This is a genomic window from uncultured Methanobrevibacter sp. (genome assembly GCF_902771435.1).
GTDB lineage: Archaea > Methanobacteriota > Methanobacteria > Methanobacteriales > Methanobacteriaceae > Methanocatella.
Window position 1 is genome coordinate 72,113 of record NZ_CACXXB010000017.1, and the last position, 19,765, is coordinate 91,877.

Genomic DNA, 19,765 nt, shown 5'->3' on the forward strand with positions numbered 1-19,765 from the left:
TTATCTAATTAATCAACTCAAAGGAGGATTAATATTGGTTAAATATAAATTAGTGGATACGCTATTGTATCAAAGTGAAGAAGGAGCTGTTGAAGGAAAATTCATAGTTGGAGATGAAACCCTATGGGCTAGTCAAAAAGTGGTAGCTGAGATTTTTGCAACTACAAACTCAAATATTTCAATGCATTTTTCAAATATCGTGAGTGAAGGGGAGTTAGATGAAAAAGAAGTATCAGTAACTTCTAAAGAGCTTTTTGCTGATGATTCTGAATTTATTAAGAAATCCTTAAAAAAATCTAATAATCGAGGTAGGCCTCAAATATGGTATAATCTTGATGCAATCATCTCAATCGGTTATAGAATCAATTCAAAGGAAGCAACAAACTTTCGTAAATGGTCTAGAGAAATTCTAAAGCAATACATGCGAAAAGGATTTGTCATCAATAAGGAACTTTTAATCAATGGTGGAAAGTTCACTGAAGAATACTTTGAAGAGCTTGTTGATGTAATCCGCGAAATAAGGTCATCCGAACGTAAAGTATATGAGAAGGTAACTGACCTTTTTACAACCGCTTATGATTATAACAAAAACGCTCAAATTACTAAGGATTTCTATGCTAAAGTTCAAAACAAGCTGCATTATGCAGTTGTTGGTCTTACAGCTCCTGAAATTATTCATGAAAGGGCAGACAGCAAAAAGGAACATATGGGTTTGACTACCTGGTCAAGAGCTCCTGACGGCAAAATATTGTTGAGGGATGCTAAAGTGGCTAAGAACTATTTGACAGAAAAAGAGTTAAAAACCCTAAATCGTGTTGTAAGCATGTATTTGGATTATGCTGAGGACAGGGCCGAACGACAGATTCCAATGAGCTTAAACTACCACGGCTTGTAGAAGCCGTGGATTTTCTAGATTGTTTTCTAGGAATCCACTAGTTTAATAGACAGCGACCTAATTAAATGGTCTACGTTACTCAAGAATATTAGGTACCGTGGAATGTTTAATCCCAGTTCCACGCTCTACGGTAAGTGATTAAACAAGTTCTGAGATGGTAGGAACAGTGTTGCTTACAATAAAACCTTGAAATAACATTGTCGAGGGATAACTTACTCAGGAATAGGAGGTAAACGTTAAAATGTTCGTTTACGTACTAAACATGCATGGTGAATCGTTAATGCCATGTAAACCAAGAAAAGCAAGAGTATTATTAAAAGAAAAGAAAGCAAAAGTGGTGAATCGTACACCATTTACCATACAATTGTTGTATAGATCTTCTGGTTATAAGCAACCGGTTAATTTGGGTGTTGATGCCGGAAGCAAATATATTGGATTATCAGCAACCACAAATAAAAAAGAATTATTTAAAGCAACAGTTGAATTAAGACAGGACATACCTAAATTGTTAGAAAGTAGAAAAATTCAGCGCAGGAATCGTAGGAGCAAATTACGTTATCGTCCGGCACGGTTTAATAATCGTGGTAAAAAAGGAAAACTGGCACCCAGTATTCAGCATAAAATTGACACCCATTTAACAATAATTAAACGTATTTGCAATATAATTCCCATAGAAAACATCATTGTTGAAACTGCTGAATTTGATGTGCATAAACTAAAGAACCCAAGTGTATCTGGTGTGGATTATCAGCATGGCGATGCAAAAGGTTTTTATAATGTTAAATCAGCTGTTTTAAGCCGTGACAATTACACCTGCCAAATATGCGGAGCAAAAAATACCAAACTGCAAGTTCATCATATCAGATTCAGAAGTGATGGCGGTTCCAATCGCATGGACAATCTAGTAACATTATGCAAAGAATGCCATGATAAAGTACATACAGGCGAATTGAAATATACAAAAAAAGTCAAATCATTCAAACATTCCACTCATATGAATATCATAGGAAAAAGATTAGTACAATCTTTAAAAAATGAATTCAGCAATGTTTTTGAGACTTTCGGTTATTTAACCAAGTATACTCGTGAAAAATTGGGCCTTGTTAAGTCTCATTGCAATGATGCTTTTGTAATTAGTCACAATTTGGATGCCGAACAATCGAATGTTGAATATTCATATAAGAAAGTTAGACGACATAATCGCCAAATACATAAATTCAAACCAAGCAAAGGGGGAAAACGTAAATGCAATCAGTCACCATATATTGTAAATGGTTTTAGAAGATATGATAAAGTACTGTACAACGATAAGGAATGTTTTATAACAGGTAAACGAAGCAACGGTTATTTTCAGTTAAAAACATTTGACGGAACTGTAATTAGCCAAGGAGTAAGTAGTAAGCGGTTGAAATTATTAGAACCTATTAAAGGTTGGTTAATAGATTGGAGGTTGGCAATTCCTCCCCGACCTAAAGAGGTCGGGGTATCCTTGCCATAATAAGATGAAAAGTTCAGATCTGTTCAGGACAAATTATTCAAATCAGATTATAATAAATTTGATGAGGAGACTAAAAAGTTTTTAGTATAATGGCAGTCAACTATTATTATATGAATATTAAAGGTAGTACAAATATCGTGGGTCTGATAGGCCATCCGGTTGAACACAGTTTTTCGCCGCCGATGCACAATGCCGCATTTCAAAGTCTGGGAATGGATTATGCATATGTCGCATTTGATGTAAATCCTAATGATTTATCCTCTGCAATCGAAGGGGCAAGGTCATTAAACATAAAAGGTTTCAATGTCACCATTCCTCATAAAATTGAAGTGATGCAGTATTTAAATGAGCTTGATGAGGTTGCAGAGCTGATAGGTGCCGTAAACACAATAGACTTTAAAAACCTGAAGGGATACAATACCGATGGAATCGGTGCAATTAAGGCTATTGAAGAGGTAACAAAAGTCAAGGATAGGGATGTTATTGTTGCAGGAGCAGGAGGCGCTTCAAGGGCAATATCATTTTACCTTGCCAGATTCGGTGCCAGTTCAATAACAATACTTAACAGAAATGTCGAAAGGGCCCAAAGCCTTGCAGATGATGTTTTGGCATCTGATTTGATAGGTGACGTTAATGCAGATTCAATTTCAGAAATTGACAATCTGCTGGGCGATGCGGATATTTTGGTGGATACCACTCCTTTGGGAATGGATCCTCACATTGATGATGAGCCTATTGCAACAGCAGACAATATGCATGAGGATTTGGTTGTCTTTGATGCTGTTTATAATCCAAACGAAACAGTACTTTTAAAAGAAGCCATCAAAGCAAAAGCAAAGCCCGTTTATGGAATTAAGATGCTGCTTTATCAGGGTGCTGAAAGCTTTAAAATATGGACTGGCCGTGATGCGCCGATTGATGTGATGGAAAAAGCGCTTAATGAATATTTGGGAAGATAATATGGATTTAATGTTTGACATATCAGGTTTGGCATCTGATGAGGATGAATTTTCAAATTCAAAAAAGGATGTACTGAAATTCCTAAAGATAATTGGGGTGGATACCCGTTTCATTTCATATACTCCCCAAAAAATCTACATTAACTCCCTGAGATTTTCAAAGTTTTCAAGAACCCGCCAAAAAACATTCAATAAGCAATATCCTGAAATAGAAGTTGTAAGAAATAAATTGTTTCAAAAGATTTGCTCAAAATCAGCCAGGAATTTGACATTGGAAATCAAACCTAACTCAACAGTATTGATGCCTGAGGACAATTTCATCTGTGAATTATTGATGGAGCCTTATACCCGTAAATACGGTGTTAAACTGGTTTATGAGGGGGATTATGATTTAAAAGTCAACCCTTTAATATTGGATGATAAGGTGAATACCATATTTGAAGGCATTTTTGCCGGTGAAGGTTTAAATTTAATCGACACTGAAAATGAAATCTATCCGTTGGCCAATGTTTCACTTGACTGGATTAACTCATTTTTGAAGATGGACGGTCAGAATCTGATTGAGGGCGAAAATAAGGATGATTTGGCCAATTCCTTTTCTGAATTTTTAGAGGATGTTGCCCCACAGTTTAGAGAAAATGTTATTAGCGCATCAGAATTCATCAATGAGAAAAATAAAAATTAAAAACTGAAAAGAGATACCTGCTTATCAGTTTTCTTTTTAGGCTTTTCTTCTTTTTCTTCTTCTTTAACTTCCTCTTCCACGATTTCTTCTGGAACTGGTTCTTCTTCAGCAGTTTCTTCAACCGTTTCTTCTTTAGGAGCTACATCTGTAATTCCTGGGATTTCGAAAGGAAGTTCTTCTTCTATAACTTCTTCTTCAACGACCTCTTGAGCTTCAGCCATCATCTGATTTTGAAGTTCTTCAAATCTTCTGTCCCGCTCTTCAACTCTCATTTGAGCCATTTGTTTTTCCATTTTGGTTATGACCTTTTTAGGAATCTTTTTGGATCTGAACCTTTTGATTTCGTTATCTTCCAAACCTAAAAAGTCAGATATTTCCCAGGCAAGCTCATCATTTTGAAACATTATCTCCAGGTATGGAAACATTGAAATAGCTACGGAATGTGAAATGTGCATTTTTTTAGACATTTTTTCAGCTATTCCATCTCTCAAATTTCTTTTTCCCCTATTTCTGCCCATCAGTGTGAATATTGAAGGAGTTTGTATTTTTGTGAATTTCTTGTATGTTTCCTTTTTGGATGAACTTACACCGATTCCCATAAAATCGCTTGCATATCTCCAGTAACCGTAATTCCTGCTGCTTTGAGCTCTTCCGAAGTACAAATCAGCTTTGGCTATGTTTTCATAAGCCTTTTTGATTTCGTTTTTATTGGTGTATTCCCTTGGAATGTTTTCTGCGATGTATTCCATTACTAAAGTCGGATCCTCATCGACTCTTAGCGCATCCCTTACATGCTGAGGATTTTTGCTTTTCAAAACACCGGTTATTGCATTGAAAATATCAGAACGGTCATCCTTTGTCCTTAAATTTTCAACATCTCTCGGCTCCAACACTTCATCCTTGTCCGCCAAGGCCTGCAGTGTATTTATTGCAGATCTCATATCTCCATTTGATTTTTTGGAGATTAAATCAAGAGCTTTCGGATTAGCTTTAATTTCTTCTTTTGCAGCAATTTCCTTCAAGGCCTTTCTGATACTTGGGCTTCTTACTTTAGCCATTTTGATTACAGTACACTTTGGCTTTATTGACTGCAGGCGTTTTGAATAAAAGTCGTTAGCAATTAAAATCATTGGATGTTTGGAATTTTTAATTATCTCTCCAATGGCCCTTACTCCTCCACGGTCGTTGGTTCCATGAATTCCGTCCACTTCGTCCATTATAATCAGTTTATATTCATCTCCAAAAAGGGACCTTGTGGATGATGATTCTCCAATTGTATTTTTAATGACGTCCTGGGAACGTTTATCACTTGCGTTAAGCTCAATGTATTCAGAAAACTCTTTAGCTATTACCAGTGCAAGTGTTGTTTTTCCAATTCCGGGAGGTCCGACCAATAGCAGGGGCTGCTGTGGATTTCCTTTTTTCCAATTGTCAACCCAATCCAGGATTATTTTTTTCTCTTTGTTGTTGCCGACCACCTCATCGAGAGTTTGCGGTCGGTATTTGTCAGTCCATAACATTTCTATACCTTAAATGAATTTGGTTAGAAGCGCTTCAAGTTGGATTCTTGGGTTTGCTCCTTCTCTTATTCTAAAATCGCAATCCGCTATTGAGTTTATAAGATCAATATAAAAGTCAGGTTCCATTTTACCTTCAACAACTCTTTTTGAAACTTCCTGATAAATTTGTGTAACCATATCCTCTCCGCTGGTTCCCTGTAAAACCATTGTTTCTCTGAGAAGTGTTCTCGCACCTAAAAAGTCTCCCATAAGTGCTTTATTTATCATGTTTGCAATATCCTGAGGTTTTGCTTTGGAAACTACTTCATAAACTGATTCTTCAGTTATCGCTTCTCCTTCTGAAGCGGCTGCCTGAAGGACATTAAGGGCTTTTCTCATATCTCCTTCAGCAAAGTAGACTATGGTTTCCAGACCTTTATCGTCAGCTTCAAAACCTTCTGATTCACAAATGAATTTCAAACGTTCCTTGATTTCTTCACCTTTTATTGGAGCGAATCTGAATATTGCACATCTTGATTGGATTGGGTCGATTATTTTTGATGAATAATTACAGGACAGTATAAATGAAGCGGTTTTTGTATACATTTCCATTTCACGTCTGAGTGCATGCTGCGCATCTTTGGTCATGTTGTCCACTTCATCAAGAAAGATTATTCTGAATGGAGCGCCGACCGGTTTTAATCTGCAGAAGCTTTTGATGTCATTTCTTACGGTATCAATTCCTCTTGCATCTGATGCATTCAGCTCTAAAAAGTTATTTCTCCAATATTCTCCAAGAATGGATTTTGCCAGTGCTAAGGCAGTGGTTGTTTTACCGACACCTGCTGGGCCTGTAAACATTAAGTTAGGCATGCTTCCTTCGCCTACATACTTTTCAAGTCTGGTAATGATTTGCTTTTGTCCTACAATGTCTTCTAATTTCTGTGGTCTATATTTTTCTACCCATGGTCCGCTCATTTAATCACCATTTTTTTATAGTAACATTTATGTATCATGTAGTTAAATTATTTTTTGGATTAACTTTTTTAATATATGAAATCCAATAGATATATAATTAAAGAGAGCATTTGATGAGTAATGTTTACATAAATTCAAGGTGTTAAAAATGAGAGGCACATGGAGACTTAGATTAAGAATGGTACTGACATCTGTACTGCTGTTTACGACCGTATACATTATGGTTTCTCTTGTAGCGAGATATTTGGGAATAAGCAGCTGGTCTTTTTATATGTGGTTGAGTTTGGGAATTGTATTTTTACAGTATTGGTTTGGTCCATCTTTAGTAAAACGTTCCATGAATGTAAGGCCACTGTCAGAAGCTGAAGCGCCTCATATTCACAAGATGGTTGAGGAGCTTGCACAGGAAGCTGGAGTTCCAAAACCGGAAGTCGGCCTGTCAGAAGTCAATATTCCAAATGCATTTGCATATGGAAGAACAAGCAGAAGCGGCCATATTGCAATTACTCGTCCGATTTTAGGTCTGTTGGACTATGATGAGTTAAGGGCGGTATTGGGTCATGAAATGGGCCATATCAAACATAATGACATGGCTGTAACTGCTGCCGTCAGTGTGGTTCCTATGATTTGCTATTACCTTGCACTGTCATTCATGTTTTCAGGTGACAACGATAACGGCGCAGGAATCATAATAGGAATTTTAGGATATGTATTTTACTTAATTGGACAGCTGCTGGTATTGTTCATCTCAAGAACCAGAGAATATTATGCGGATGAAGCCAGTGTGGAATATGGCAATCGTCCGGCAGCTTTGGTGTCTGCACTTTATAAACTGTCATATGGTGCTGCAAGATGCAATGAGCAGGTTATCAATGATTTAAATACAAACCGCGCATTTTTCGTCAATGACATTAACAATGCAAAACATGACGTTACAGATTTCAGGCAAATAGACTTTGACGGTGACGGAAAAATCACCGATGAAGAGTTAAGAAGACTTGCAAACGCAGACGTTAAAATTTCAAAGAAAAGCGGGGCTATGGAATTGTTCTCCACTCACCCGGATTCCTTAAAAAGAGTAAAAAGATTGGCAGAATTAGAAAATTAGGTGTAAATTATGAAGATGATTTTAGATGAACGTGGTAAAAAACATGTTTTAAAGCAGGGAGAGGAATTTCAAAGCGACTTGGGAATTATAAAAGCTGATGTCCTGGACAATGCTGAAGTTGGTGATGAAATCAAAAGCCACAATGGCCACTCATTTAAAATCATAAAGCCTAACATCAACGATTTCATTGATGTGATGGATAGAAGATGTTCAATACTCCTTAAAAAGGACATAGGTTATGTATTGGCTCACACTGGTCTGGGAGCAGGTTCAAGAGTGGTGGATGCAGGAACCGGTGCAGGAGCCATTGCACTGAACTTCGGAAATGTCGTAGGTTCACAGGGTCATGTCTATACATATGAAATTCGTGAGGATTTTGCCGAGGTCGCAAAGAAAAACATTGAAAATTTTGGAATTGAAAACATCACTGTCAAAAATCAGAACATAAAGGAAGGAATCGATGAGGATAACATTGATTTGGTCTTTCTGGACCTTCCAAAACCATTTGAGATATTTGAAGAGGTTTTAGAATGTTTGAATGTTGGCGGATGGCTGGCGGTCTATGCACCATATATCGATCAGGCCAAACTCTCATACAGGGTTGCTAAAAAATTAGGCTTTTTTGACATTGAAATAAGTGAACTTCTGGAAAGGGGTTTGGAAGTGCGCCAAAATGGCGTCAGGCCAAAAACACGTATGGTTGGCCACAGTGGATATTTGATGTTCGCAAGAAAATTATAGCTATTTTAATTTTAGCTATATTCATTACTTTTTTTATTTTTAATTATAGTCCCAGAAGAATTATTATGAATATGAGTCCGTCTGTTAATAGGTGGGAAATATAAGGAACGAATAAATTTTTGGTTTTAATGTATCCGTAAATTTCAAATATTGATCCAAGTCCCTGTATGAGCAAAGCAGAAATGATTGTTGATGTTTGGGGATCATAGTGAAGCAATCCAAAGCAGGTTAAGACAATTATTGTTGAAATAATTAGGGATAATTTTCGGTTGCTTGTAAATTTATAAATTAATCTCATGAAGAACATCAGCGGAATGAATTTAAGCAGTTCTTCACCCATCATTGAAAATATTAATGAGACGGTCGATTCCAGAGTGACCTCCAATGAACTGGCAACGCCTGTGCCCGCTAGGTGGAACATGTCCAAAATATCTCCCATAACAATTGAATAAATCATATAGCCGGCAAACATCAGCACTGCCAGTATGATTTCATTTCTGTTGGGTTTTTGGAAAATTAGTCTGTAATTCCAGTTTGAAAAATAAAGTAAAGGAATTAACATTGTAAAACAAAAGAAGAGACTTCCAACAAATTCAGAAGATAATCCTATAATCATATATAGCAGGAATGAAATGGGAACTGCTAAAAGCAGGATTACCCACCCTATCTTTGGAATTCTGGGATTATTGTTGTAATAGGGAAAATCCCTTGTTTCATCGAATGTTAATCCTTTCATGATATCATGCTTGAATTACTCTTTCGGGCAGTTTATATTTGCTGTAATTTTGAGCTATTTTATCGACTGTTCCATCTTTAAACATTTCATCTAAAGTTTTTTGAACTTGGTCCCTTAACTCAGTGTTTCCTTTTTTAAATCCAACACCGTACTGTTCATCTGGAAGTGTTTCATTAAGTATTTTACAGTCAGAATGTTTTTCAACAACCATATAGTTTGCAATTCCATAATCTGCAATAACTGCATCACAAAGTCCGGAATTCAAGTCAATCATAGCATCATTATAAGTGTTCACTTCGGTTATTTTATTGAAGTTGCCTTTTAGGCTGGCATTTTCATTAATTTTTTTCAAAACTGAGGTTCCCAGTTCAATTTCAACGGGTTTGTCTTTTAAATCTTTAAAACTGTTTATACTTGAATTTGATTTTACAATAACGACAGGAGTATTGTTAAAGTAAGGTTTTGACCAGGTATAATTATCTTCTCTTCCATTAATGGTAAATTCACTCCAGATGCAGTCAATTTCCTCACTGTTTAATTCCAGTTCTTTTGTATTCCAGTCTATAATTGGCAGAGGTATGAATGTCCAGTTATTCCTTTTACTTACCTCTTTTGCAAGTTCAATATCAAAACCGGTGTAATTTCCGTTATTGTTATATCCGAATGGTGGAAATTTATCATTGAAGCCAACGACGAATTTATCATTAGTATTTGTTGAATCACCAGCATCGCTATTAAAAAAATCGAACATACTTGTGGCGCTCACGGCACCTATCATTAGAAATATTGTCAATGTCACAATTGAAATTAATATTATCTTTTTATTCATTAATTTGCCCTCCCCTATTATTTTTTTATATTTCTTTAATATATTTTATTTGCTGTTGTTAGTTTTGTGTTGGTATTGTTTAATGAATTGCCATAGCCATAATTGAATTAAATTGAAGGAGGTTTCAAACTTCCGAATCTTGCAGATATTAAAGTATGCACGATTACTGGTATTAAATTTCAGGATAATGGATTGTAGGGTAATGAGAATGAGTTTTTAATATTTAAGGGGTTGTTAAAAAATAAGTTTTGGAATAGAAAAGTCTATTCCATAAATATTGCAGGTTTGTAAGGCATTGCATTTCTGGCCTTATTTTGTGGGTCGTAGGAATCGTCGGTGTGGATAATGACTTCTTCTCCTACCTCTTCGGTAATGTAGTCAAGCGCATCGTTTAGGATTTCCTCTTCATTGATTTTTCCGATGTATCTTGTTTTGGTCATTTCTTTACCGATTTTTTTAGCTACCATAGCTATTTCCTTTTTATCATCATAGATGTTTGCTCCGATAGCTCTTCCCATAATCTGGCCGATATCAGGTTTTCCAACTTCATCAGCTATTTTGTAAAGTTCCCATTTCCAGTCAGGAGCAAGGTAAATGTGGACTTTGGAAATGTCTCCTTTTACCATCTTTTTGATTTGTGTAATGTCCTTGATGACATTTTGCACAAACTCTTCTGATTTTTCAATTTCAACACTGACTGCTGATTCGTCATATTCCGGCCAGCTTGCTTCGCTTACGAATCCTTCTCCTCCGTATGCGGTCCATAACTCTTCTGAAGTATGTGGTGTGAATGGTGCTAAAAGCCTGATCCATGCTTCAAGAACAGTTGATAAGACATAGATTATTGCAGGATCCTGTGAGTCAATCAGATGTTTTACCCTATAGAGGTAGTGGTCCACATCTTTTTTAAGCAGGAATAATGATTCCTGAAGTGCCTGTCTTGTTTGGAAGACTTCCAGCGCTTCTGTTGATTTTTTGATATGCTGGTTGAGCTGGCTGATCATCCATAAGTCTATGGTACGGGTCAGTTCAACTTTTTCAATATTGCTTAAATCCAATGGTGAGCCTTTCATTTCTTCAATCTTGGCTGCAAATTCTCTAAACCATTCAAGTCTTCTTTTAGTTCCTAAAACCTCTTTTTCTCTCCAGTCGAAGTCTTGCCATGGTTCTGCAGATGCCATCAGGAAAAGCCTTACAACATCGGCTGTGTAATCCTTAATTGCATCTTTTAAAAGGATAACATTTCCTTTTGATGAGGACATTTTGTTTCCTTCCAAAAGACCCATTCCGAATACTACAGTTCCTTTAGGCCATTTTTCTTCAGGATAAATTGCACTGTGGGCAAACATTAAAAAGCTTAAGTGGTTACCGACCAAATCCTTAGCTGACAGTCTCCAGTCAAGAGGATACCAGTAGTTGAATTCATTTTGGATTTCAGTCACCTTGTCTGCAGGAACGGTAATGTCTCCGGAGTCCTTGTTAAGAAGAACCTTGTCAAAGAATGCAGGAGTAAGGTCATCCGGATTCATGTCTTTTAGGTATTTTGCGATTGCATAGTATGACATGTAGATTGTGGAGTCTGTCAATGGTTCGATTAACCATTGGTTGTCCCATGGAAGTCTGGTTCCAAGACCGACTTTTCTGGAGCATGCCCAGTCATCCAACCAGTTGATGTAATATTCAAAGTTGCTTTTGAGTTCCTTTGGAATAATGGTTTCGCCTTCAAGGACTTTTAAGGTTTTTTCGGTCCACTCTTCATTACCGTATTTCATGAACCATTGGTTGTCCATTATTTTAATGACACAGTTGTTTCCGCATCTGCACACGACTGGCCTTTCGGCAAAGTCATACATGATTGTAGCCATATTGTCTGCGATCAGTTTTTCCTTTAACTCTTCACGGGCGAAGCGAACTTTCATTCCGCCAAAGTCAGGTATTGATTCTATGATAGTACCTTTACTGTGTTGCTGTTTGTACAGTTCATTTGTAGCTTCATGCAATTTTTCATCATTTTGGTCTGTAATTCCTAATCTTTCAATGATGTCTGCAGCTGGAATTTCTCCGTAGCCCTTAAGAGTACATACTGGAATAGGAACCACATTTTCAATAATGCCTTCCAGATTGTATTTGGATATTAATTCTTCATTATTTTTTAAATCTTGAAGGGCAATGTAGTCTGCAGGTGCATCAGCAGGTTCTGAAAATACGACACCGCTTCCGTATGATGCGCTAACAAAACTGGCTGGGAAAATTGGCAATTCTGCACCGGTAAATGGATTTTTAGCCATTTTTCCAATAAAATCGTTAGGATCAATTTCTGAGATGATTTCTAAATCTTTAATTTGGTGCTGTAAATTGTAGTGAGCTTCTTTTGTTATTATCCAGTTTTCGCCTTCAGCATTAACGAGCACGTATTCCACATCAGGGTTCAACCAGATGTTGGTTGCTCCAACGATTGTTTCAGGCCTTAATGTTGCGGTTACAAGGATTTTATCTTCAATTGGGAATTTCAAAAGGGTCAGTTCATTGACGCCTACTCCTTCACCTTCAAGTAAATCGTGATCTCCTACAGGGTTGTCACAGTTCGGACAGTATTTAACAGGGTGCTCTCCTTTTGCAACTAATCCCTTATCGTGGAGTGTGGTAATTTGCCATTCGATGAATTTTTTATAGGTCGGGTCGATTGTTCTGAATTCTCTTCTCCAGTCAATTGAATAACCCATTTCTTCCATCACTTCATGATATTCGGTTGAAAAGTATTTCACGATAAATTCAGGGTCTTCTAATTTTGGCAAGGTTTCCTTTGGAACGCCGTGAACTCTTTCATATAAATCAAGGGTCCATGGGTCTTTTCTTTTAATCCTGTCGGCAATACCGATAACGGGTGCACCGGTTACATGCCATGCCATTGGGAATAGTACGTTGTAGCCTTCCATTCTTTTAAATCTTGCATAAACATCAGGTACGGTGTAAGTACGTCCGTGACCTATATGCATTGCTCCACTAGGGTATGGAAAAGCTACTGTAATGAATAGTTTTTCTCTTTCATCAGGGTTTGATTCAAACAGTTTTGCATCAGCCCATTTTTTCTGCCATTTTTTTTCAATATTTTCGCTCACTAAATCACCACTATAAGATTGTTTTTTGAGGACTTTCAGGAACTTTACTTTTGTGTTCGCTCCTTTTTATCTTTGTAATAATCATATTAACGTCATCAACTGAAATATCTAATTTTTCAGCTATTTCAGTGTTTTTCATATCTTTTTCTGTGTAAAAATAAAGTATTTGATCAAGCAAATCATAGCTCATTCCGATTTCATCCTCATCACTCTGGCCTTCCCATAGGCCTGCACGAGGAGGTTTATTAAGAATCTCTTCGGAAACGTTTAGGTATTCGCTTAATTTGAAAACTTCAATTTTGTATAAATCTCCTATCGGTTCCATGTCGCATGCGCCATCCCCATGCTTTGTAAAGTAACCAATCAGGATTTCACTTTTGTTACCTGTTCCGATGACCAGGTAATTCTTATAATTTGCATAATAATAAAGTAGGGACATTCTGATTCTGGCCTTAAGATTTCCAATGGCAAGATTGTCATTGTCGAGTTTTGTAACAGATAAATATTCATTTAAAATGCTTTCAATAGCTATTTCTTTATAGTCAATTCCTAAATTTTGCGCTATTTCAATTCCATGAACAGTATCTTCTGAGGGAGTTGTTGTGGATGGCATGACAATTCCAAAAACGTTGTCTTTGCCTAAAGCCTCGCAGGCCAGATAGGCGACAAGTGTTGAATCGATTCCTCCGCTGAGTCCAATGGCAACTCCATCACAATTGGCTTCATTTACTTTGGATTTTATGAATTCAACAATGTTTGACCTTGTTTTTTCTAAATCAATTTTTGGAATTTCATTCAAATTTCCACCAGCTTTATCATTCATACATAAATTAATATGTAGTTATTTATTAATAAATTATATTATGTCAAACGTTAATCTTATGTGTGAAAAATCATTTTCTCAGGCGGACCAGGAAATTGTTGATGTGTTTATGGAGTTTCAACAGGCATTGGTAGATAAGGATTTGGATAAGTTAAATGAAATGATATTAGATGTTTCAGAATTTATTAATGTTACAGGCAAATACCAGTCTAAAGATGAGTTTTTATCTCAAATAGGTGACGGTACTTTAAACTATTTAAATTTTGATATACTCAATCCCACAATATTGTTTGATGATGACAATGCGGCATCTCTTATAGCCAATGTCAGACTTTTTATCAAAATCAACGCCAAGGAGCTCAGGGTCATTTCAAATTCCGTTGTCAGTTTCGAAAAATCCTCTGAGAAATGGTGTATCAGCAAGTGGGAAAACTGATATTTTTTTTTTAAAAAATAAGTAATTTGGGGAAAATCAATTCCCCTCTGTTTTTTTTTAATTTATTTTAGTACGAATTTTCTAAGGCCAATAATGCTTAAGACTATGGCTATTAAATAACCAATTAAAGAAATTAAAGGCATGTCGAATACCATTGGTCCGAATGAAACAACTGATGAACCGATTATAAGAGCTGAGACCAGTGCGATTATTGAAACCTTATCGGTAATGTCAACCTCAAATCTGAATTGAAGCTCTTCATTATCAATCTTGTGTATGGTTCTTGTGAGAAGTTTCGGCAGGGCTTGAAGCATGTGTTCATACAGGATTAGGTTGCTTTTTTTGCCTTTTAAAAACTGTTTAGGATTGACCCTTTGTTTGGCTATTTGTGCAGCAACAGGTTTGACTGATGCGAAAACATCGATTTCCGGATCAAGATTGTGTGCAATGGCTTCAACCATTGACAAACCTCTTGCCATGGTAACGACTTCGTTTGGAAGAATAACGCCGTATTGTTGCATAAGATTGAGCAGTGCCTCTAAAACTCCATCGAAACGATTGAGCTGTACTCCGAAGTACCTTCCGAACAAATCGTTGAGGTCTCTTCTTAAAGATGATGTGTCAATGTCATAATCCAATATGTCCATGTACATCAACTGGTTTATCAATCCGTCAACGTCCTGATCCACGAATAACAGCATTACTTCTGAAAGGTCACGTTTGAATTTTTCATCAAAGAATCCCATCATACCCAAATCAAGGTAACACACTACATTATCCTCTAAAATCATTATGTTTCCTGGGTGAGGGTCTCCATGGAAGAATCCGTCAATGAACAGTTGCTGGAGATATGAATCCAGAACAGTTTTTGCTAAAAGTTTTTTGTCGAATTCATCACCTGTACTTGCATAGACGTCATTTAATTTTGTACCGTCAATAAATTCCATTGTCAGGACTTTTGAGGTACAGTAATGGCCGAATGTAGCAGGAATATGAACATCAGGGTTATCTATGAAATTCATTTCAATGCGTTGCATGTTCATAAATTCGTTATTGTAATCGATTTCCTTGTGGATGGAACGGTCAAACTCTTCCATAATTCCAGGCAAGTTAATTTTCCTAAGGTCTGAATTCAATTTGTCCGCACGGTTGGCAACATATTTCATTATCCTTAAATCAAGGTCAATTTTATCGGTAATGCCATCCTTTTGGATTTTAACTGCAACTCTTTCACCGGTAATTAATTTAGCTTCGTGAACCTGACCGATTGATGCAGTTGCTAATTCTTCATGATTGAAGTCTTCAAATAAGTCCTCAATCTTTCCGTTGAGTTCTCTTTCAACAATTGCTTTGACCTGTTCATATGTTATTGCCGGATTATCATCCTGCAGGTTAGCCAATTCATTAGCTATTTTTTCACCTACAACGTCAGGTCTTGTACTTAACAGCTGCCCTAACTTGATGAATGTTGTTCCCAGTTCCTGAAGCATCAATCTTAACTTTAAAGGAATTTCATCATCCAGTAGGAGGTTCTGGTCATCATCACTATCGTCTTTTTTTATTATTTTGTCTTTAGCGGTTTGACCTAAAATTTTATCGAAGCCATATTTTTTTATGACTGCCCTAATTTCCTTCAAACGCTCTTTAGTCTCTTTATCCATTATATCACGTTATAATTTTAACTTTCAATAAGACCGGATGCTAAAAAGGTTATGCCGTACATAATTAGACATATTCCAACTATGATTGCACAGTATAGTGGATTTGCAATTGAAAAGGCAGCAAGGTATACCACTACAAAACCTAAGATTAAAATTAATACTGATGCAAGTCTTGATAATGTGTCTGGTCCAATAATTATGCCTGTAATACCTGCAATTATCAGTATGAATGCAATTATATAGAAATTGAATGCAATAATGAAGGATAATGCGTCTATTTCATAAATAAATAATATTCCCAGTAGTATTGCACAAATTCCAACAAATATGTTTATTGCTGAAACATGGGTTATCCTGCTCCATAGGCTGAATCCGTCAATAATAGAAGCAAATCCAAATGCAATCAAAGATATTCCTGCAATCAGGGAGACTGCTCCTGCGCTATACATTGGATAGATTGCGAAAATCAAACCCAATATTATAAATAAAATTCCTAGTACTTTCCTAAAATCCATAATTACACCTCGTTAGTTTTTAAAAAATTATTCAAATAGGGTTAATACAATTATAATTTTATATTATTCTACTAATAAATATTAATGTAAAATCATGAAAAATGATTAATTTTCAATAAAAAATGGAGATTGTTGCGCTTCTATGTATGTATGGAGACAGTTCAACAAAAAACTTTCATTGATTGACAATTAGTTTATTAAAAAGTTTATTGTTCAACTAATAATGCCTTAATTCTTTAAACTATGATGAATTGTATACTATAACATATTTGGCAATGCTTTTTGATTAGATTTAAATTATTTGATATATAAAGTAATAATTGATAATGCAAAGTTAATTTTACTTTATAATCCTTGACTTAAACAAAGTTGAGGCAGTTCAAGAGAGATGAGGAAATGAAAATATGAGTGTTAATAATGATCAAAATGAAACAATAAAGGAAAAAATCAGGAAGGCCTTTTCATTATCAGAGGATTCAGCATCACATGAAGAGATCCGTACACGTCTTCTGGATGGCGGACAAATCACAGGAACCAACATGTGTGTGCTTGTATGTGCAATGGTAATCGCTTCTGTGGGTCTTAATATGAGTTCAACTGCAGTTATTATCGGTGCAATGCTGATTTCACCTATAATGGGAAGTATTCTTGCTTCAGCATATGGAAATGTATCTGCAGATTATCCTCTCTTTACCAACCATATGGTCGGCTTCGGAATGCAGATTGCAATCAGTGTCATTGCAGCTTCAATTTATTTTTTCCTCTCACCGGTTAAAGAGCCAACAGTGGAACTTCTTGCAAGAACATCTCCCTCATTTTATGATGTGCTCATCGCATTTTTCGGAGGGATTGCAGGAATCATCGGGCAAACCAGATTAGACAAAACAAACACAGTCATTCCGGGTGTTGCAATTGCAACCGCTCTGATGCCTCCATTATGTACCTGCGGTTATTCGATTGCAAACGGTAGATGGGATATGCTGCTTGGAGCAGGATATCTGTTTATCATCAATGCGTACTTTATTTTCCTGGCTGCAAGCATTATTTTGACTGTTCTGAAAATACCTAAAACCAAGGAATTGACAGAAAAACAATGGAAAAGGCATCGTTTAAGGATGGTTAGAAATACAATCATCATTGCTATTCCAAGTATAATTGCGGTTTATTATATGATTTAGACAATAATGTAGAAGATTGAAGTTATGGTTTTGAAGCTTCTATAACTTTTTTCTTCAATATTGGATGTATCATGTTACATTAACATCCGCCATTATTCATTCAAAAACTGCTTTTCAAATCCTTTTCATATATACTATCACAGTTTAAGATAATATCAGATATTCAAAAAGTTGCCGTTAATGCAAATGCCGATTCATTTAATTAATCAAAAAAAGGAAACTGTTGATTATATGGCCCGCATATTACTGGAAATTCAATGGTAAAAATAAGTATAAAAATGGTTCAACCGTTGGCGAAACGGATTTTGGCATTTGACGGCATTTTTTTAAAAATGAGTAAGGAAAAAATAATTGAAACGAAATTTCAATATTAATTCCCTTAAAAATTTTTTTAAGCTTTTAGGTTTAAGGTTTCTTTTTCAATCTCAACTCTTTCATCTAAAAGGGCGGATACTTCATCCATTTCATCCTTAAAGGTTGAAAGATCTTCTTCGAGTGAAACTAGTTCGGATACTTTTTCCATGTCTTTTTCAAGATTTTTTATTAATCCGTTTTTAGCTTTTTGCATTTTTACTTCAGCGGTCAGAATGATTTCTGCAAATTTGTTTTCTGCTTTGTATAAAATGAATTCAATAGGTTTTTCATCAGCTTCAATTTCTGAATCAATAGCATCCAATAATTTGATAATGTCTTTATCCGCATCATCTCCAGCCTTATAAATTATTTTAAGGGCCTTTTCAATATGGGCAGATATTTTTTTGTCGGTATATTTTGCTTTCAATTCTATTTTTCTTTCTTCATGTTTGACTTTAGCTTCTGCTTTTTTTTCTTCATGTTTTACTTTTTTTTCATCAATTTTAACAGAAAGTTTTTCTTTTTGTTCATCTAAAACCATTATATCACCTATATTTGGTTATTTAAGCATAATTGTTTATAAATCTTTTTGTATATCTGTTGTTAATTGGAAAAATATTTAGTTTAAATCTAATCTGTTTAGAATAATTATGAGATTTTGGAATTTTCTTTGATTTCACCAAACCAGTCGGTTTTCTTACCTATGTAATACATTATGAGGCATATGGCTATGTCCAAAGCAATGGCTATTGCCATATCAGTCCATCCTATTGTGGAGCTTGTTGATTGGAGTCCAAACATGACGGATATGCTGACCGTTAAATTATTTGCGGTATGTAATGCTGAACTCACTTCTATACCATTTGTTTTCCAGGTAAAAAATCCGTAAATAAGACCTGAAACAAATACTGAAATCAATCCTGCATCGTTATATCCGTGTGATACTGCAAATATTACTGTTTGAAGGATAATTGCTAAAACTGGTATTTTAAACCATGATCCGAAGGTTTGCATAAATAATCCACGGTAGATATACTCCTCCGCAATACATTGCAGAGGCACGAGAATTAAACTTATGATTAAAAACACTACTGAAAAATGATAGGTGCCATCCGTTCCACCAATGGCAATACTTATTAAGTTAAATGTCAAAATCGCTAAAAGCGGAATAATCAAAGCTTTAAAATAGAGTCTGTAATTCCATCCTCCCCGTGATGATGAATACGAAGAAAAAGGTCTGTCTTTAACAATTTTGGTTGCAAGGTACAGTGAGGGAATCATGATGATGACGCCTAAATCTGTATAGATTTCTCCAATATTATTATTTAAAACTTCATATCCTCCATTTACAATGGATGCTACAAGGCTTTCTCCATATATTGCAGAGAAAATAGCGTCCAATAATGCGGAAAATATTATAAATATTATTAAACCGATTATAAAAACGAGTATTGGTTTGTACCATCTGTATTCTTCAAATGTTCTTGGAAATGTAATGTATTCGGGGATTTCTTTGTTTGCCATAAATATAAATTGCTATTTATTGATATTTAAGTTTTAAAGTTTTTAGAATTTAACTGGTATGATTATAACTGTTTAATTTCCGGTTAAACTATTTTAAAAAATTTCAGAACCTTTGCAAATAATAACTAACTTTATCTAAGGTTTTTGGATTGTGTTTATTATTTGCTTATCTAATTAGTAGAAAGCTATAAAAAAAGAAGGGGAGGATTATTTTTCTCCCTTTTATT

At 35.6% G+C, this 19,765-nt stretch carries 18 protein-coding genes; 8 read left to right on the forward strand and 10 right to left on the reverse strand.

Translation table 11 applies throughout. The features are described from left to right. Positions 1 to 34: 34 nt before the first annotated feature. The 4 genes from rhuM (at position 35) to QZU83_RS06085 (ending at position 4,037) form a co-directional block, all read left to right on the forward strand. Positions 35 to 895: a RhuM family protein gene (rhuM, locus tag QZU83_RS06070; RefSeq protein WP_295610494.1), complete on the forward strand. Its 861-nt coding sequence runs from the start codon at positions 35 to 37 to the stop codon at positions 893 to 895. A 241-nt stretch (positions 896 to 1,136) separates the two neighbouring features. Continuing rightward, positions 1,137 to 2,393 carry an RNA-guided endonuclease IscB gene (iscB, locus tag QZU83_RS06075; protein ID WP_295610495.1) on the forward strand — a complete coding sequence of 419 codons (1,257 nt, stop codon included), beginning with the start codon at positions 1,137 to 1,139 and terminating at the stop codon, positions 2,391 to 2,393. A gap of 110 nt (positions 2,394 to 2,503) precedes the next feature. After that, positions 2,504 to 3,352, forward strand: coding sequence for a shikimate dehydrogenase (locus tag QZU83_RS06080; RefSeq protein ID WP_295610496.1), 849 nt, complete (start codon positions 2,504 to 2,506; stop codon positions 3,350 to 3,352). A gap of 1 nt (position 3,353) precedes the next feature. Further along, a complete protein-coding gene (locus tag QZU83_RS06085) occupies positions 3,354 to 4,037 on the forward strand; it encodes an ATPase (protein WP_295610498.1) in 684 nt (227 codons plus the stop codon). Here QZU83_RS06085 and QZU83_RS06090 read toward each other — a convergent pair. Continuing rightward, the gene (locus QZU83_RS06090) at positions 4,034 to 5,557 is read right to left on the reverse strand and encodes a replication factor C large subunit (protein WP_295610499.1); all 1,524 of its coding nucleotides are present in this window, start codon (positions 5,555 to 5,557) and stop codon (positions 4,034 to 4,036) included. The genes QZU83_RS06085 and QZU83_RS06090 overlap by 4 nt on opposite strands. 9 nt (positions 5,558 to 5,566) lie before the next feature. Next, the gene (locus tag QZU83_RS06095) at positions 5,567 to 6,514 is read right to left on the reverse strand and encodes a replication factor C small subunit (RefSeq protein ID WP_295610501.1); all 948 of its coding nucleotides are present in this window, start codon (positions 6,512 to 6,514) and stop codon (positions 5,567 to 5,569) included. A 148-nt stretch (positions 6,515 to 6,662) separates the two neighbouring features. On the opposite strand from QZU83_RS06095, the gene QZU83_RS06100 reads away from it, so the two are divergent. After that, complete coding sequence (locus QZU83_RS06100) at positions 6,663 to 7,622, forward strand: zinc metalloprotease HtpX (protein ID WP_295610502.1); 960 nt, start codon at positions 6,663 to 6,665, stop codon at positions 7,620 to 7,622. 9 nt (positions 7,623 to 7,631) lie between these two features. Continuing rightward, the gene (locus tag QZU83_RS06105; RefSeq protein WP_295610504.1) at positions 7,632 to 8,363 is read left to right on the forward strand and encodes a tRNA (adenine-N1)-methyltransferase; all 732 of its coding nucleotides are present in this window, start codon (positions 7,632 to 7,634) and stop codon (positions 8,361 to 8,363) included. A gap of 43 nt (positions 8,364 to 8,406) precedes the next feature. On the opposite strand, the gene QZU83_RS06110 is transcribed toward QZU83_RS06105, so the two are convergent. The 4 genes from QZU83_RS06110 to QZU83_RS06125 form a co-directional block, all read right to left on the reverse strand. Next, entirely contained in the window at positions 8,407 to 9,099 is a 693-nt protein-coding gene (locus QZU83_RS06110) for a type II CAAX prenyl endopeptidase Rce1 family protein (RefSeq protein ID WP_295610505.1), read from the reverse strand. 4 nt (positions 9,100 to 9,103) lie between these two features. Then, positions 9,104 to 9,928 carry a transporter substrate-binding domain-containing protein gene (locus QZU83_RS06115; protein ID WP_295610507.1) on the reverse strand — a complete coding sequence of 275 codons (825 nt, stop codon included), beginning with the start codon at positions 9,926 to 9,928 and terminating at the stop codon, positions 9,104 to 9,106. Positions 9,929 to 10,191: 263 nt separating this feature from the next. Further along, the gene (gene leuS / locus QZU83_RS06120; RefSeq protein ID WP_295610509.1) at positions 10,192 to 13,047 is read right to left on the reverse strand and encodes a leucine--tRNA ligase; all 2,856 of its coding nucleotides are present in this window, start codon (positions 13,045 to 13,047) and stop codon (positions 10,192 to 10,194) included. 10 nt (positions 13,048 to 13,057) lie between these two features. Further along, positions 13,058 to 13,846, reverse strand: coding sequence for an NAD+ synthase (locus tag QZU83_RS06125; RefSeq protein ID WP_366925380.1), 789 nt, complete (start codon positions 13,844 to 13,846; stop codon positions 13,058 to 13,060). 64 nt (positions 13,847 to 13,910) lie between these two features. On the opposite strand from QZU83_RS06125, the gene QZU83_RS06130 reads away from it, so the two are divergent. Further along, entirely contained in the window at positions 13,911 to 14,306 is a 396-nt protein-coding gene (locus tag QZU83_RS06130; RefSeq protein ID WP_295610511.1) for a nuclear transport factor 2 family protein, read from the forward strand. A 62-nt stretch (positions 14,307 to 14,368) separates the two neighbouring features. Here the strand turns inward: QZU83_RS06130 and QZU83_RS06135 are convergent, their stop codons facing one another. After that, on the reverse strand, positions 14,369 to 15,967 hold the full coding sequence (locus QZU83_RS06135) for an AarF/ABC1/UbiB kinase family protein (protein WP_295610513.1): 1,599 nt from the start codon (positions 15,965 to 15,967) through the stop codon (positions 14,369 to 14,371). A 17-nt stretch (positions 15,968 to 15,984) separates the two neighbouring features. Continuing rightward, complete coding sequence (locus QZU83_RS06140; protein ID WP_295610514.1) at positions 15,985 to 16,482, reverse strand: DUF308 domain-containing protein; 498 nt, start codon at positions 16,480 to 16,482, stop codon at positions 15,985 to 15,987. Positions 16,483 to 16,886: 404 nt separating this feature from the next. Here QZU83_RS06140 and QZU83_RS06145 point away from each other — a divergent pair, with 404 nt between their 5' ends. Continuing rightward, positions 16,887 to 17,660 (forward strand): DUF389 domain-containing protein, encoded by a 774-nt coding sequence (locus QZU83_RS06145; RefSeq protein WP_295610516.1) that lies wholly within the window; start codon positions 16,887 to 16,889, stop codon positions 17,658 to 17,660. Between the two features lie 391 nt (positions 17,661 to 18,051). On the opposite strand, the gene QZU83_RS06150 is transcribed toward QZU83_RS06145, so the two are convergent. Together QZU83_RS06150 and QZU83_RS06155 are read right to left on the reverse strand one after the other, a co-directional pair. After that, positions 18,052 to 18,555, reverse strand: coding sequence for a hypothetical protein (locus QZU83_RS06150; protein WP_295610517.1), 504 nt, complete (start codon positions 18,553 to 18,555; stop codon positions 18,052 to 18,054). Between the two features lie 107 nt (positions 18,556 to 18,662). Then, on the reverse strand, positions 18,663 to 19,538 hold the full coding sequence (locus QZU83_RS06155; RefSeq protein WP_295610519.1) for a CPBP family intramembrane glutamic endopeptidase: 876 nt from the start codon (positions 19,536 to 19,538) through the stop codon (positions 18,663 to 18,665). Positions 19,539 to 19,765: the final 227 nt, after the last annotated feature.

Bases quoted from the DNA above. Each gene is read 5' to 3' on its own strand.
- iscB (WP_295610495.1), top strand. From the start codon at position 1,137: ATGTTCGTTTACGTACTAAACATGCATGGTGAATCGTTAATGCCATGT.
- QZU83_RS06110 (WP_295610505.1), bottom strand. From the start codon at position 9,099: ATGAAAGGATTAACATTCGATGAAACAAGGGATTTTCCCTATTACAAC.
- QZU83_RS06085 (WP_295610498.1), top strand. From the start codon at position 3,354: ATGGATTTAATGTTTGACATATCAGGTTTGGCATCTGATGAGGATGAA.
- QZU83_RS06105 (WP_295610504.1), top strand. From the start codon at position 7,632: ATGAAGATGATTTTAGATGAACGTGGTAAAAAACATGTTTTAAAGCAG.
- QZU83_RS06150 (WP_295610517.1), bottom strand. From the start codon at position 18,555: ATGGTTTTAGATGAACAAAAAGAAAAACTTTCTGTTAAAATTGATGAA.
- QZU83_RS06100 (WP_295610502.1), top strand. From the start codon at position 6,663: ATGAGAGGCACATGGAGACTTAGATTAAGAATGGTACTGACATCTGTA.
- QZU83_RS06130 (WP_295610511.1), top strand. From the start codon at position 13,911: ATGTCAAACGTTAATCTTATGTGTGAAAAATCATTTTCTCAGGCGGAC.
- QZU83_RS06135 (WP_295610513.1), bottom strand. From the start codon at position 15,967: ATGGATAAAGAGACTAAAGAGCGTTTGAAGGAAATTAGGGCAGTCATA.
- QZU83_RS06140 (WP_295610514.1), bottom strand. From the start codon at position 16,482: ATGGATTTTAGGAAAGTACTAGGAATTTTATTTATAATATTGGGTTTG.
- QZU83_RS06090 (WP_295610499.1), bottom strand. From the start codon at position 5,557: ATGTTATGGACTGACAAATACCGACCGCAAACTCTCGATGAGGTGGTC.
- QZU83_RS06145 (WP_295610516.1), top strand. From the start codon at position 16,887: ATGAGTGTTAATAATGATCAAAATGAAACAATAAAGGAAAAAATCAGG.
- QZU83_RS06115 (WP_295610507.1), bottom strand. From the start codon at position 9,928: ATGAATAAAAAGATAATATTAATTTCAATTGTGACATTGACAATATTT.
- QZU83_RS06095 (WP_295610501.1), bottom strand. From the start codon at position 6,514: ATGAGCGGACCATGGGTAGAAAAATATAGACCACAGAAATTAGAAGAC.
- QZU83_RS06080 (WP_295610496.1), top strand. From the start codon at position 2,504: ATGAATATTAAAGGTAGTACAAATATCGTGGGTCTGATAGGCCATCCG.
- QZU83_RS06155 (WP_295610519.1), bottom strand. From the start codon at position 19,538: ATGGCAAACAAAGAAATCCCCGAATACATTACATTTCCAAGAACATTT.